Consider the following 12,271-nt stretch of genomic DNA (forward strand, 5'->3'; position numbering starts at 1 on the left):
CTCCCAAAAGCCCCAACCGCTCCTGGCCGGAATCGAACCCATCTATCAGTAGTTGTCGTCGGAGCTACTTCGTTGAGAACTGATACTGGAGATTTCCCATCGGCCGGAGTTACAGCGACGCATTCGGTCCGATGACTATCCGTGTGATATTGAACGCCAATTACCATCTGGACCAATAGATAAATATGAAAGGCATACATAGATATATGTAATAGATAATCATGAAGGTACAGGACGGCGATCAAAACGGGGGTTCGTTAGAGGAAGATATACAGTTGATAGTTCAATTTAGAGAGTTTAACGTAGATACCGCTGCAGAACTCACGAATAGCATCAAAACCACGCTCCAATCGTTACTCTCGGATCAGATCGCCACCATTGAAGAAACTCCACGAGACAATTCAAAAGATTTACTCATAAATGAGGAGATAGCTATCAAAATATTCACGCAGTTTTCACAAACTGAGGTGGCAATCGTTAGCCGCAATTACAAATCCGAGTCTTCGGTCCCCACGATCTATATCGGCAATAACCTACCAGGCCGTCAGTACGATCAATGGAGACATATCCAGTCGAAATACAGCGGGTCTAACTCAATCAGCTCGTGCTCGTTCGTTACTTTCACCACAGAAGAATCCCAGAAGGAGGTGAGTCGAAACCCCTCACTTGAACAAGAGTACAACAAAATATTCCTCTATATGTTCGTTTCCGCTATCGTACTGACGCTCTCATTTATAGCTTGGTACATATTCACCGTAGGAGTCCCCGCTATTCCTGCCCCGTACTGGTAGGACCACTCCATACTCCACGGAAGCGGTCGCGAGCATTCTCGCACGGATTCTACCCGGGGATCGAACGAAGAGTGCTTCGACAGATCGAATCGCTCCCTTCCGTCGCTAACGAACGTGATCCGCTCCGAATCAATCCATCCCTGCGTTCGCGTCGCTAGTTGGTTTTTTCACCGTGCAGCCCCCACCTACGGCCGTGAAGGAGTACGAGCGCAAGCAGCTCATCGAGCGCCTCGACCGGGAGGGCGCCACGGTGGGCGCGGAGATACCGGAGCGCATCGACGTCCAGGGCGAGCAGGTCGAGCTGCGGGAGTTCGTCTTCGAGATCAAGCGCCGGGACACGATCCCGCCCGGCGAGCGCGAGCGGGTCGATCGGGCGAAGAAGAACCTGCGACGCGAGCGCCTGGAGCGCCGCCAGAAGATCGAGGAGGGCGACATCACGTTCGAGGAGGGCGAGCGCCTCGTGCGGTCGATCGTCGGCATCGACCGGGCGCTCAACGGGTTAGAGAGCCTCGGCCCGACCGACCTCGAACGAGAACAGCAGGCGCAGGAGGCCGCCGACCGGAAGCGCTGGATGTCGTTCCTCAAGCAGGCGCTGGGCCACGAGGACGCCAGCTCCGGACGCCTCGGCGGGGGCGCCGGACGGGGGCGCGGCGGATGACGACCGACGACGCGGTCGCCGGCGCCCTCGAAGAGATGGCCGACCTGCTGGAGGCCAAGGACGTGGCGTACAAACCGAGAGCCTATCGCAAGGCCGCGGAGAACATCCGAGACCATCCCGCCTCGGTCGCCGACCTCGCCGCTGAAGATCCCGACCAGCTGGACGACATCGACGGCGTCGGCGACGCCATCGCGGACAAGATCGTCGAGTACGTCGAGACGGGCACGATCGGCGAGTTGGAGGAACTGCGCGACGAACTCCCCGTCGAGATGGGGGCGCTCACGCGCGTCGAGGGCGTCGGCCCGAAGACGGTGGGGACGCTGTACCGCGAGCTCGGCGTCCGGACGCTCGCCGACCTCGACCGAGCGGCCCGCGAGGAAAAGATTCAGGAGGTGTCGGGCTTCGGCGCCAAGACCGAACAGAACATCCTGGAGAACATCGAGTTCGCGAAGTCCGCCCGCGAGCGCGAGCTGCTGGGCGACGGCCGACCGCTCGCCGACGCCCTGCTGAACCACCTCCGAGCCCGCGAGACGGTCGAGCGCTGCGAGGTCGCGGGCTCGATCCGGCGCTGGAAAGCCACGGTGGGCGACGTCGACGTGCTCGCCGCGAGCGAAGACGGCGAGGCCGTCGTCGAGGCCTTCAGCGACTGGGAGCGCGTCGAGGACGTGATCGAGGCCGGCGAGCACAAGGCCAGCGTCCGCGCGGGCGGCGGCGTCCGCGTCGACCTGCGCGTCGTCGTCCCCGAGGAGTTCGGCAGCGCGCTCCAGTACTTCACGGGGAGCAAGGACCACAACGTCACCCTGCGAAACTACGCGCTCGACCGGGACGTCAAGCTCAACGAGTACGGCGCGTTCGACATCTCCGACGTCGAAGATCCCGATAGCGGCCAGCGCGTCGGCGAGCGCATCGGCGGCGAGACCGAGGAGAGCATGTACGACGCGCTCGGGCTGCCTCAGATGCCGCCGGAGCTCCGCGAGGATCTCGGCGAGATCGAGGCCGCCGCCGAGGGCGACCTGCCCGACCTCGTGACCCAGAACGAGATCCGGAGCGACCTGCACACCCACAGCGACTGGTCCGACGGCGGCTACGCGATCGAGGAGATGGTCGCCGCGGCCGCCGAGTTCGGCCACGACTACCTCGCGGTGACCGACCACGCCAGCGGGCCCGGCATCTTCGGCGACACCGGCCTGGACGACGACGAACTGCTGGAGCAGATCGACGTCGTGCGCGAGGTCGCCGAAGACGCCGAGATCGACGTGCTGACCGGCGTCGAGGCGAACATCGACGCCGAGGGCGACCTCTCGACCGGCGACGACGTGCTCGACGAGCTCGACGTCGTGATCGCGTCGCCCCACAGCGCGCTCGACGCCGGTATCGACGAGGCAACCGACCGCCTCGTCAGGGCGGTCGAACACCCGTCGGTGGACGTGCTGGGTCATCCCCACGGCCGGCTGCTCAACCAGCGCTCGGGACTGGATCTGGACGTGCCGGAACTCGCCGCCGCCGCGGCCGAAGCGGGGACCGCCCTGGAGATCAACAGCAACCCCGCGCGCCTCGACCTCTGGGGCCGGACGGTCAAAGCGGCGATCGACGAGGGCGCCGCGATCGCCGTCAACACCGACGCCCACAGCCCCGGCGAGTTCGAGCACGTCCGCTACGGCGTCCACACCGCGCGTCGCGGCTGGGCCGAACAGGACGACGTGCTCAACGCCTGGTCGGTCGAGGAACTGCGCGAGTTCCTCCACTGAGAGCCCGGTCGATGGCTCGCATCCTCCTGGACGCGATGTGCGGCGGCCTGCGCGGGTTTCTCCGGATGTGCGGGCACGACGCCGCGTACGCTCTCGATCGCGGTGTCGAGGAGGACAAAGCCGTCCTCACCATTGCAGACGCCGAAGATCGAACGGTCGTTACGCGCGACGAGCGACTCGCCGCCCGCGCCGACGACGCCATCCTGCTGACCGAGCGCGAGCCGGTCGACCAACTCGTCGAACTCGCCGCCGCGGGACTCGACCTGACGCTCGACGCCGAACCGTCGCGCTGCGGGCGGTGCAACGGTCGACTGGAGCGCGTCGCGGAGGGCGACGCCAACGATGCCGACCGCACCGCCCGCCCCGACTACGTCCCGGACGATACCGACGACCTGTGGCGCTGTGCGAGCTGCGGACAGTACTTCTGGAAGGGAAGCCACTGGGAGCGCGTCGAGCGGACGCTCGCGGAGGTTCGAGGGCGTGCGGAAGAATAGCTGCTGTCGAGGCCCGATCAGCTGTTGGGCTCCCACTCCTCGCAGGCGTCCATGTCGTCCATGACGGTGCCGTGGTAGCCGCAGTAGGGCTGCATCCCCTCGCTCGATCGCTCGTACCGGAAGTGCTCGCAGTTGCCGCAGTACCGATCCGCCAGATCGCGGTTCTGGTTCGTGCCGTCGGCGTCGGACTGCTCGTCGAGCGGGAACGAGACGTCCGCGCTCGTCGCGCCGCCGTCGCTCGCCGTCCCGCCGCGGGTCGCGCCGTACGCGCCCCTGCCGTCGCGGCGGCCGTTCGATCCGGTCCCGGTCGTGTCGCCCGCGGTCGATCCGGACCGGTTCGACGCGCCCCCCGCCGTCGATCGGTCCGCGCTCGATCGCCCGCTCGAACGTCCCGACTGGCCGGTCGATCGCCCGCGGCCGCCACTGTCGGAACGGGCGCTCCCCGGCCGATTCGTCTGGGTCTCGACGTCGCCGTCCGGCGTCCCGCCGAGCATGCCGACGCCGCCGAGGCCGCCGTCCTGAACTTCGGAGCGGTCGACTTCGACGACTCTGGTTTCGCCCTCCTCGGTGGTGTACTGCACCGAGACGGTTCCGCCGGGGGAGTTTCGCTCCTTGAAGTTGGCGATGCCGACGAACAGGCAGCCCAGCGTCGAGATCACGCCCAGGAAGTAGACGCCGATCACGACGAGCGTCAGGTTCTGGCCGTAGCCGTCCCAGTGGGCGGGGTAGGCGTACCAGAACAGCGCGACGCCCAGTAGCGTGACGCTGGATCCGATGACGGCGGCCGCGCGAAGCCGCGCGCTGGCCGGCAGGACGGTCGAGACGCCGACGAAGATGGCGGGGACGCCCAGGCCCGCCAGCAGGCCGGCGTAGCGGTACGGTGCGAACTGGCCGTCGATGCCCACGAGCGAAGCGAGGCCGGTCGTCGCGACGAGCATCCCCACGACGGTCACCACCGCGCCCGCGAGGAACAGGCCCGTGCCGAGGTAGAGCCGCCGGACGTTCCGGACCTCCCCGACGTGGCCCTCGTAAACGTCAGCGAGGCTGGTCATGCTCGACGCATTGTTGCTCCGGGTACATAACACTACGTCAGACGCTCACTCGCCCGCGGCGCCGTCGCGTATTGGCCGAGGGCGTCGATCCTGAAACAAAACCGGCGCGAGCGGTCGAATCGCCCCCTCGGGCGGCCGAACGCCGATCCGGCGAGCCGAGAATCGTACCCGCTCGGCGCCGTCGCCGAGGTGGAGAAACGAAAAGCATAATCGCCGCCCCGACGAAGCCGACCACATGTCAGACGACGCCGAGGAGGACGAGGAGGAGTCGCCCGCCGTCGAACTCGGCGAGCGCACGCCGGTCGAGGGCGCGCCGCTCGCGCGGGTCGCCTCCCGACTCGAGTGGCCGATCCAGAAGAGCGAGGTCGTCCGCAAGGAGGGCGACGTCGCGATCCGGACCCCCGACGGCCCGCAAGAACTGAGCGACGTGCTCGACGACGTGGAGACGACGTACTTCTCGCGGCGACAGGAGTTCGTCGACGACGTCGAGGGCGTCGTCGGCACCGGCCCCGTCCAGACGAGCTGAGACTCACCGTTCGTGACGAGTTTCACCCGAACCGCTCGCAGCCGCGTCGAAGCGCTCACCTGGGTCCAGCGGGCGTTCCTCGGAGCGGCGCTGATCCTCTTTGCCTACGTGCGTTGGCAGACCGACACGCTCGACGAGCGGGTCGTCCACGACGTCCTCCTGTACATCGTCGGCCCGCTCGCGCTGGGCCTGACTCACGGTCGGCGTATCGGCTGGACGGTGGATCGGACGGCGGTCCGCAACACCGTCCTGCTCGCGCTGTTCGTGCTCCCCTTCTACGTCGTCGGCTCGTCGCTCCCCTCGATCCGGACGTTCTACCCGCTCTGGGAGACGACGCTGGCGCCCGGCGACTTTCTCCCCCACGCGATCAAGTTGTTCCTGCTCGCGCTGGCGACCGAGACGTACTTCCGGGGGCTGCTCTGCGTCGGCGTCCGCGATCTGGGCCCGAAGGCGGTGTTCGTCAGCCCCGTCGTCTACGCGCTGTTGCACTCGGGGAAGCCGCCGATCGAGCTGGCGCTGTCGGGGCCGACCGACGTGCTGTTCGGCGCCGTCGACTACGCCAGCGACTCGATCCTGCCCTCCGTCGTCGCCCACGGCTGCGGGCTGGTGCTGCTCGACTACCTCGTGCTTCGTCCGCCCGTGTTCCCGCCCGAGGCCGTGTTGCGCTGGCTGCGGTGGGTGCCGGTGCCGCTCTGAGAACGCATTCAAAAACGGTCGAGCCGCCTACTCCGGCTCGAACTGCCCCTGCTTCAGCCCGCGGCGCACCGGTTCGTGCTCGGCGTCGGTCGGCGGCGGCGCCGTCACGAGCGTCGCCTCCAGTCCCGCGTCGCCGGCTTTGATCCCCCGGTCCTCGTCGGCCGGCACGACGACGACGTCGCCCTGCTCGACCGAACGGTCCTCGTCGCCGTCGCGGACGATCCCCGAGCCCTCGACGATCGTGACGACCAGGTCGCTGCTCGGCGCGTGGACCGGGATGAACTGCTCGGGCCGGAAGAACCCGAGGACGACCTTCACCCGGTCGTTCCTGTAGACTGGTTGCGCTGAAAAGCCCTCCTCGAACTCTCGCTCGGCGTCGAAGTCGGTCGCGACCATACCCGACACTCGGGGCCTGCCGTCGGTAGGGGTTCGGGGGAAGATGTTCGGCAGCCCTCGGGTTGGCAAAGCGGCGCCGTCACAGCGGCGTCCCGACGCCGCAACGGGGGGCGCCGCCGCTGGAACCGAAGGTCGCCGACGGACGCCGATCACCGCCGTTGGCGCATCGGCGCCGGCGCCTCCTCGCCGGCGCCCGCGAACTCCTTGACGATCTTCTCCTCGGCGCGGTGGAGCGTCTCGCTGATCGTCGAGGGCGCCATGTCCAGCTGCTCCGCGAGCTCGGTCAGCGTACACTCTCGGGGCGTGTCGTAGTAGCCCCGCTCGATCGCCTCGTCGACCAGCTCGGACTGGGTGTCGGTCAGCAGCTGGCGCAGGTCGACGTTCTGCTGGACGTGGTGGACCTCGAAGGGGATGCCCAGCTCTTCAAATAGCGTCGCGAGCTCCGAGAGCCGCTCGTGGGGCGCCGTGATCTCCCAGTCGAGTTCGCCGTTCGAGATCGTGAAGGGGAGCTGGATCGGGATGCCGGTGCGCTGGATCGGCACGAGCAGGAGCGGCTCCGTGGTGCGGAACTGCACCAGGGCGCGCCCGTCGTGAACCTCGAACACCTCGACGGCGGTGACCGACGCCTCGGCGCGCATCGCCTCGACGATCGACTCGGCGTCGGGGTGCAGGATCTCGACGTGGCCGACGCCGACGTCGTCGTCCGGTAGCGCCGCCAGTACGCGGATCTCCGCCTCGGGGTTGGCCCGCGAGAGGTCGCCGATCCAGACCCCCTCGGGCAGTGTGATGGTAAAGGCCGCCGTCGCCATTGGTATCGCACCTAGTCGGCGACACAATGCGTAGCCTCGGCCGAACGTGTTCGGTCGGGATGCGGGGGTCGACGTCCGTCGCCGGGGGCTGCCGGCGTCAGCCGCCCCGGGCTCGCCGCCCCAGATTGCGAAGCCGCAGCGGCAGGTTCGACAGCGCCGTCGCGACGCGCTCGTGTGGCGCCTCGGGGACGCGTTCGAGCGACCAGCCGAAGTCCTCGCAGTCGTGATCCGCCCGCAGGTGGTCGGCCACCGCCGAGACGGAGTCGCGCTCGTACCCGCAGCGCGCGCAGCGGAATCTCACGCTCGACCGTCGGCGCCGCTTCCGCGTCACTCTGATCCCGAATATGTCCGGGCGTCGAGGACGGACGCGTCGCCGGACGCTACGCGAACATGTTGGGGGACAGCGCTACCCGGCGAGCGAACTCACTTTCGGGTATGGCGGGCTTCCCATCGCCGTTCGGCGGCGGCGACGACGACGCGCTGTTCGACGGGTACGACGAGTTCGTCCCGGAGCACGTCCCGGATCCGGGGCCGTTTATCGAAGAACAGGACGTCCTGACGGACGAGGACCATCTCGCGTTCCACGAGATCACCCGGGAGTTGTTCGAGGAGCGCACGGTGTACGACATGACGTTCAACTACAACCTCGCCCGGCTGAACCTCGACACTCGACACACCACGGCGGGCTACCGCTACGCCGAGGAGACGGCGCCCGACGCCGACGTTCTCGAGGCGGGCGACCGGTCGGTGCTCCGCGCGGAGTTCACGCCGACGACGCCCTTTTGCCCGCAGACGCACACGCTGACGATCGGCTCGTTCCGGGCCTGGAACGGCCTCGCCGAGCGCCACGACTACGATCTGGTGCGGGTGCGCGCCGCGCCGATGCACCACCAGAGCGTGGCGATCAACGAACAACTGGAGAATCTCGAAGCGGAGTTCATCGAGACGGGCGAGGTGCCGGAGGGCGACGGAACTGACGGCCTCGGCGCGATGCCCGAGGACGATTCGATCGACGATGACGCCGTTCCGGGGCCGAGCGCGCCGTTCTGAACGCTGCCCCTCACCGGTTGCACTCTCGCGTCTCCTCGATAGTCAGTGGATTCTGCCTGAAACGCCGTTCCGCCGATCACGCCACACCGACAGGAGCGCCAACCCAAAGAACGTCATAAATCCGCCGAGCAGCAGAACCGCGGCCGTGAGTCCGACGAGACGGGGAATCGGAACGAGTGAGCCCGCGTATACACCGATTGTCAGCTGAAATGCGAACCAGCAGAGAAAGCTTGCGAGAAAATAGTACCAGCTCCGGTGTGGATTGGCGTAGGCCCTGATCAGCAACAGCGAGATGACGCCGAGCACCGGTACTGCGAGATTCACGAGGGTCGTTTCTCCACCGATCCAATCCATCGTCCTGCCAATTCAGGAACGAATCTCTTATCGGTTGTGCTCGGACGCGGCGGCAGCTTCGGCGTCCGCCTCACCGCCATTGGTCCCGACGCCGAACAGCAGCCCGCGGAACGTGTGCGGGCCGTGCTCGTACAGGACCAGCACGACGTTCACGACAAACACGCTGGCGCCCAGCGTCGCGAGGACGCCGCCGACCGGCACCAGCCAGTCGGGCGCCGCCAGCGCCGCGGCGCCGAGCGCGCCGCCCGCGAGCCACTCGGAGACCGAGATCGCCGCGAAGCCGACAAACAGCAGCGCGAAGTCGGCCGCCGCGAGCCGGTCGTCGTACAGATCGTCGATCATCGGCACGTCCTCGAACCCAAGCAGGTCGCTGTACCGGTGGACCCAGACGATAAAGGGGACGACGTGGTACACCGTCCCGAGCACGACGAAGCCGACGACGCCGAACGCCAGCAGGTGAGCGGCGCCGGGCGCGCCGAAGCGCACCGCGGGATCGAGCGGCGTCCGGAGCCACGCCGGCAGCGTCGCGAGCGCCCACAGCGCCATCGCCGGCGCGGCGACGGCGTACCGCGAGAGCATCGGCGTCCACTCGACGCGCGTCTCGTAGAGCCGCTGCGCGAGGATGCCGGCGACGCCCAGCAGACTTAGGGCGACGAGCGCGCCGCCGAGACGAGCCAGCGGTGCTGACGCGAGCAGCCGGCCGGCCGCGAGTGTCAGGACGCCGAAGGGGTAGGCGACCTCCTCGAACCGCCGAATTTTGAGGTCGACGCCGCGGAGCTCGGTCTGGGTGAACATCGTCGCGAGCTGGTAGAGCGCGCCGATCACGGTCGTCAGGACGGCGCCGAACACCGCTAGCGTGGCGTGGGCCGCGACGACGCCGCCCCGGTCGATCCCGCGCTCGAACAGGAAGGGATTCGCGAAATCCAGCGCGAGGACGAATCCGAGCAGCGTGAGTAGGACGAAGAATCCGAGGGCGGCCGCGAAGTGGCGCTCGGTGACGTCGTAGTCCTCGACCGCCGCGAGCGTCCGGCCGACGTTGTACGCGAACGTCCAGAACCCCAGCAGCATCAGCCCGCCGAACCAGGGAAGCAGAGCGGGACGCCACTGCAGGAGGCCGACGACGAATCCGACGAGGCCGACGACGACCAGCCAGAGCTGGGCGACCGCGAGGCGCCGGGAGTGCAGCTCGACGCCGGACCAGACCGGCACGAACTGGGTCATCGCGCCCATGATCGTCACGCAGACCCAGCCCGCCAGCAGCAGGTGGACGTGGGCGAGCGACGCCATTCCGGGGACGTTTCCGCGCGCAGCGCCGACGCCCAGCGCCGTCCCCGCCAGCAGAAAGGCCAGCGCGACGACGAAGTGGCGCAGCGGCACGGTCATCGGGGGCTGCCGGTCGGTGTCTACGTTCCCGGGGACGGCGCTCATGCCCGCCTCTAGCGTCCGGATTTCCGTCCGGGTGGCCCCGAACATATTCGGCGCAGCTCGTCCGGTCGTCAACATCGTCGCGGTGCCCGTCTTCGGCATCGAGACGCCGACGCGGAGCCGACTGCGATCCTCGCGTCGGCGTCACCGCGCATCCTTTTGACGGTTGCCGACCAACCAGCAGTCATGAGTCTGCCCATCGACCCCCAGAAGCTGACCGAGGAGGACGTCGGCGAGAAGCGCGCGACCCTGGAGATGGACCACGAGGACGCCGTCGAGTTCGTCCGCGAGACCTGCGAGGACGTCGGCTTCGGAATCCCCGTGGAGTTCTCGCCCTCCGAGCTGCTCAACGAGAAGGTCGACGCCGACCGGGACCCCTACTACGTGCTCGGCGCGTGCAACCCCGCCGTCGCGGATCGGGCGCTCGACGTCACGAAGTCGATCGGCGGCCTGTTTCCCTGCAACGTGATCATCTGGGAGGAAGAGCCGGGCAAGCAGGTCGTGTACCACGTTTCGATCATGCGGATCGCCCGGCTGACCGGGCTGGCACCCGAGGAGAGCGAGGAGTGGGACGCGATACTGGAGGACACCGGCGAGCTGGCCGAGGAGCTGTTCGAGAAACTCGAATCGGCGGCCTGAGTCTCACTCGAACGTCGCGACGAGCTTGCCGTCGTCCAGTAGTTCCGGAAGCTGTTCGACCAGCCCGCGGGGGTCGGCGCCCTGCTCGTCAGGCACTTGGGCTCTGGCCGTCCCGGTCTCGTCGACGCCGTACACCACGCCGCGAAACCCCAGATCGGCGGCCCACTCGATTCCGTCCTCGGTGACGCCGCTGCTCGCGCCGCCGGCGTAGTAGAGGTAGACGGCGGTGGCTTCGCCGTCCAAGTCGAGCGCCTCGCTGTTTTCGACGCTGTACGCGACCTCGAGAATGGCGTCCGAACTCTCGCAGATCGCGTCGTGTCGCACGTACGCCGCCTCGAACGATTCGACGTAGTCGAGGACGGCCTCGTCGTCGAACGACGACGGCGGGTCGGGATAGGGGATCGTTTCGGCGGTTTCTCTCTGCTCGGTTTCGTCGCCGCGATTCACGGTGACGGTTTCTGACTCGCGTTCACACTCCGGTCGGGTCGGTTCTCCCCCGAAGTGGTCTCGGATACTGTCGGAGGTCCAGTCGCCGTCTTCTCCGCTATCACCGTTTTCCGAGCCAGGAGCGGTGGCGTCGCCTAGACAGCCGGCGAGCGCAGCCGTCGCTGTGCCGGCGGCGGCGGTCATGAGGGTTCGCCGTTTCATACCACTACGTTTCTCGGCCGGCGTATAAGGCGTGATGTTGGGTGAAACGGGCGCTGTAGTCTCCCGGGCGTTAGTCAAGGCGTCTCCAGGCAGTCGAACTGACTTCTCCGACCACGGTAACGCTTATGCAGGTGTGGGTACAACGTAATTACAGAGGGTGCGAACGGGATGGGAACGAGACACGTCAACTTCCGGCTGCCCGACGAACTGCTAGAGAAAGCCGACGTCGCCGCCGAAGTCACTCACAAAAATCGGACGGAGATCGTCACCGAAGCGCTCCGGGAGTACCTCAATACGGTCGAGGACGACGAGGCGTTCCGCGAGGCGGTCGTCGAACTGTATCTGGACGACGAGATCGAATTCTCGACCCTGAAGGAGTTCGTCGGCCGGCAGGACGCCGAAGCCGTTCGATCCTCGAAGGCGCTGCTTGACCAGGGCGAGGAATTGGCCGAGGAGCTCGCTGACCTGTAGATGATCGTCGCCGACACGAGCGCCCTGCTCTCGCTGGCTACCGGCGAGATCGTCGAAACCGTTCTCGACGAGTTCGATGTCTATACCACCGAACGCATCGTCGAAGAACTCGAAGAAACTGGGGAGTACGACGACGAGCACGGCGCGGCCGCGCGGACGGTCCTCGACTGTCGAGACCGCCTGACCGTCTGCACTGTCGACGACCCGCGCGTCACGTCCACGCGAATCGACGCAGGCGAAGCGAGCTGTGCGGCGCTCGTCGACGAGCGCGACGCCGACTTTCTGGTGACCGACGACCTTCGCGCGCTTCCCGAGTTACAGCCCCTCGTCGACGCGAAAGTCGCCATCTCGCCGATCGTCCTCCGGGCGCTCGTCGAGCGCGGCGTCCTCGACGGCGACGAGGCCAGAACCCGGTTAGAGACGATCGCGGAACAACGGGACTGGCTCGGCGCGCCGATCTTCCGGCGCGCCGAGCAGCTGTTCGAGGATCTGGACGACGAGTAGTGGCCAGTCC

17 protein-coding genes are annotated in these 12,271 nt (G+C 67.0%); 10 read left to right on the plus strand and 7 right to left on the minus strand.

What is annotated here, in order from left to right:
* Positions 1 to 221: 221 nt before the first annotated feature.
* The 4 genes from ABDZ81_RS01145 (at position 222) to ABDZ81_RS01160 (ending at position 3,691) form a co-directional block, all read left to right on the plus strand.
* A complete protein-coding gene (locus ABDZ81_RS01145; protein ID WP_343771973.1) occupies positions 222 to 791 on the plus strand; it encodes a hypothetical protein in 570 nt (189 codons plus the stop codon).
* A gap of 193 nt (positions 792 to 984) precedes the next feature.
* Positions 985 to 1,449 (plus strand): DUF5788 family protein, encoded by a 465-nt coding sequence (locus ABDZ81_RS01150; protein ID WP_343771974.1) that lies wholly within the window; start codon positions 985 to 987, stop codon positions 1,447 to 1,449.
* Positions 1,446 to 3,197, plus strand: a complete 1,752-nt coding sequence (polX, locus tag ABDZ81_RS01155; protein WP_343771975.1) for a DNA polymerase/3'-5' exonuclease PolX — start codon at positions 1,446 to 1,448, stop codon at positions 3,195 to 3,197. Before ABDZ81_RS01150 ends, polX begins: the two co-directional genes overlap by 4 nt.
* An 11-nt stretch (positions 3,198 to 3,208) precedes the next feature.
* Positions 3,209 to 3,691 (plus strand): Mut7-C RNAse domain-containing protein, encoded by a 483-nt coding sequence (locus tag ABDZ81_RS01160; RefSeq protein WP_343771976.1) that lies wholly within the window; start codon positions 3,209 to 3,211, stop codon positions 3,689 to 3,691.
* Between the two features lie 17 nt (positions 3,692 to 3,708).
* Here ABDZ81_RS01160 and ABDZ81_RS01165 read toward each other — a convergent pair whose 3' ends face one another.
* Positions 3,709 to 4,743: a cell division protein CdpA domain-containing protein gene (locus ABDZ81_RS01165; RefSeq protein ID WP_343771977.1), complete on the minus strand. Its 1,035-nt coding sequence runs from the start codon at positions 4,741 to 4,743 to the stop codon at positions 3,709 to 3,711.
* A 235-nt stretch (positions 4,744 to 4,978) separates the two neighbouring features.
* Between ABDZ81_RS01165 and ABDZ81_RS01170 the strand changes: the two genes are divergently transcribed.
* Both ABDZ81_RS01170 and ABDZ81_RS01175 read left to right on the plus strand, forming a co-directional pair.
* Complete coding sequence (locus ABDZ81_RS01170; protein WP_343771978.1) at positions 4,979 to 5,269, plus strand: DUF5789 family protein; 291 nt, start codon at positions 4,979 to 4,981, stop codon at positions 5,267 to 5,269.
* A gap of 108 nt (positions 5,270 to 5,377) precedes the next feature.
* Entirely contained in the window at positions 5,378 to 5,965 is a 588-nt protein-coding gene (locus ABDZ81_RS01175; protein ID WP_377074795.1) for a CPBP family intramembrane glutamic endopeptidase, read from the plus strand.
* 27 nt (positions 5,966 to 5,992) lie between these two features.
* Here the strand turns inward: ABDZ81_RS01175 and ABDZ81_RS01180 are convergent, their stop codons facing one another.
* From ABDZ81_RS01180 to ABDZ81_RS01190, 3 genes are all read right to left on the minus strand, one after another.
* Positions 5,993 to 6,361 (minus strand): cupin domain-containing protein, encoded by a 369-nt coding sequence (locus ABDZ81_RS01180; RefSeq protein WP_343771980.1) that lies wholly within the window; start codon positions 6,359 to 6,361, stop codon positions 5,993 to 5,995.
* Between the two features lie 149 nt (positions 6,362 to 6,510).
* Entirely contained in the window at positions 6,511 to 7,170 is a 660-nt protein-coding gene (locus ABDZ81_RS01185) for a helix-turn-helix domain-containing protein (RefSeq protein WP_343771981.1), read from the minus strand.
* A gap of 97 nt (positions 7,171 to 7,267) precedes the next feature.
* Positions 7,268 to 7,471 carry a hypothetical protein gene (locus tag ABDZ81_RS01190; RefSeq protein ID WP_343771983.1) on the minus strand — a complete coding sequence of 68 codons (204 nt, stop codon included), beginning with the start codon at positions 7,469 to 7,471 and terminating at the stop codon, positions 7,268 to 7,270.
* A gap of 134 nt (positions 7,472 to 7,605) precedes the next feature.
* Between ABDZ81_RS01190 and ABDZ81_RS01195 the strand changes: the two genes are divergently transcribed.
* A complete protein-coding gene (locus ABDZ81_RS01195; RefSeq protein WP_343771984.1) occupies positions 7,606 to 8,220 on the plus strand; it encodes a DUF7998 family protein in 615 nt (204 codons plus the stop codon).
* A 42-nt stretch (positions 8,221 to 8,262) separates the two neighbouring features.
* On the opposite strand, the gene ABDZ81_RS01200 is transcribed toward ABDZ81_RS01195, so the two are convergent.
* Together ABDZ81_RS01200 and ABDZ81_RS01205 are read right to left on the minus strand one after the other, a co-directional pair.
* A complete protein-coding gene (locus ABDZ81_RS01200) occupies positions 8,263 to 8,574 on the minus strand; it encodes a hypothetical protein (protein ID WP_343771985.1) in 312 nt (103 codons plus the stop codon).
* A gap of 27 nt (positions 8,575 to 8,601) precedes the next feature.
* A complete protein-coding gene (locus ABDZ81_RS01205) occupies positions 8,602 to 10,002 on the minus strand; it encodes a hypothetical protein (protein ID WP_343773348.1) in 1,401 nt (466 codons plus the stop codon).
* 183 nt (positions 10,003 to 10,185) lie between these two features.
* Here ABDZ81_RS01205 and ABDZ81_RS01210 point away from each other — a divergent pair, with 183 nt between their 5' ends.
* Complete coding sequence (locus ABDZ81_RS01210) at positions 10,186 to 10,638, plus strand: DUF302 domain-containing protein (RefSeq protein WP_343771986.1); 453 nt, start codon at positions 10,186 to 10,188, stop codon at positions 10,636 to 10,638.
* 3 nt (positions 10,639 to 10,641) lie between these two features.
* On the opposite strand, the gene ABDZ81_RS01215 is transcribed toward ABDZ81_RS01210, so the two are convergent.
* Positions 10,642 to 11,286 (minus strand): hypothetical protein, encoded by a 645-nt coding sequence (locus ABDZ81_RS01215; protein WP_343771987.1) that lies wholly within the window; start codon positions 11,284 to 11,286, stop codon positions 10,642 to 10,644.
* Between the two features lie 168 nt (positions 11,287 to 11,454).
* Between ABDZ81_RS01215 and ABDZ81_RS01220 the strand changes: the two genes are divergently transcribed.
* Together ABDZ81_RS01220 and ABDZ81_RS01225 are read left to right on the plus strand one after the other, a co-directional pair.
* Positions 11,455 to 11,757, plus strand: coding sequence for a CopG family ribbon-helix-helix protein (locus ABDZ81_RS01220; protein WP_343771988.1), 303 nt, complete (start codon positions 11,455 to 11,457; stop codon positions 11,755 to 11,757).
* Entirely contained in the window at positions 11,758 to 12,261 is a 504-nt protein-coding gene (locus ABDZ81_RS01225; RefSeq protein WP_343771989.1) for a PIN domain-containing protein, read from the plus strand.
* The last annotated feature ends 10 nt before the right edge of the window (positions 12,262 to 12,271 follow it).

It is taken from the genome of Natronoarchaeum mannanilyticum, assembly GCF_039522665.1.
Classification (GTDB): Archaea; Halobacteriota; Halobacteria; order Halobacteriales; family Natronoarchaeaceae; genus Natronoarchaeum; species Natronoarchaeum mannanilyticum.

Coding starts and splice junctions, on each gene's coding strand:
- ABDZ81_RS01205 (WP_343773348.1), bottom strand. CDS start 10,002: ATGAGCGCCGTCCCCGGGAACGTAGACACCGACCGGCAGCCCCCGATG.
- ABDZ81_RS01145 (WP_343771973.1), top strand. CDS start 222: ATGAAGGTACAGGACGGCGATCAAAACGGGGGTTCGTTAGAGGAAGAT.
- ABDZ81_RS01195 (WP_343771984.1), top strand. CDS start 7,606: ATGGCGGGCTTCCCATCGCCGTTCGGCGGCGGCGACGACGACGCGCTG.
- polX (WP_343771975.1), top strand. CDS start 1,446: ATGACGACCGACGACGCGGTCGCCGGCGCCCTCGAAGAGATGGCCGAC.
- ABDZ81_RS01165 (WP_343771977.1), bottom strand. CDS start 4,743: ATGACCAGCCTCGCTGACGTTTACGAGGGCCACGTCGGGGAGGTCCGG.
- ABDZ81_RS01220 (WP_343771988.1), top strand. CDS start 11,455: ATGGGAACGAGACACGTCAACTTCCGGCTGCCCGACGAACTGCTAGAG.
- ABDZ81_RS01180 (WP_343771980.1), bottom strand. CDS start 6,361: ATGGTCGCGACCGACTTCGACGCCGAGCGAGAGTTCGAGGAGGGCTTT.
- ABDZ81_RS01170 (WP_343771978.1), top strand. CDS start 4,979: ATGTCAGACGACGCCGAGGAGGACGAGGAGGAGTCGCCCGCCGTCGAA.
- ABDZ81_RS01210 (WP_343771986.1), top strand. CDS start 10,186: ATGAGTCTGCCCATCGACCCCCAGAAGCTGACCGAGGAGGACGTCGGC.
- ABDZ81_RS01160 (WP_343771976.1), top strand. CDS start 3,209: ATGGCTCGCATCCTCCTGGACGCGATGTGCGGCGGCCTGCGCGGGTTT.
- ABDZ81_RS01200 (WP_343771985.1), bottom strand. CDS start 8,574: ATGGATTGGATCGGTGGAGAAACGACCCTCGTGAATCTCGCAGTACCG.
- ABDZ81_RS01225 (WP_343771989.1), top strand. CDS start 11,758: ATGATCGTCGCCGACACGAGCGCCCTGCTCTCGCTGGCTACCGGCGAG.
- ABDZ81_RS01215 (WP_343771987.1), bottom strand. CDS start 11,286: ATGAAACGGCGAACCCTCATGACCGCCGCCGCCGGCACAGCGACGGCT.
- ABDZ81_RS01185 (WP_343771981.1), bottom strand. CDS start 7,170: ATGGCGACGGCGGCCTTTACCATCACACTGCCCGAGGGGGTCTGGATC.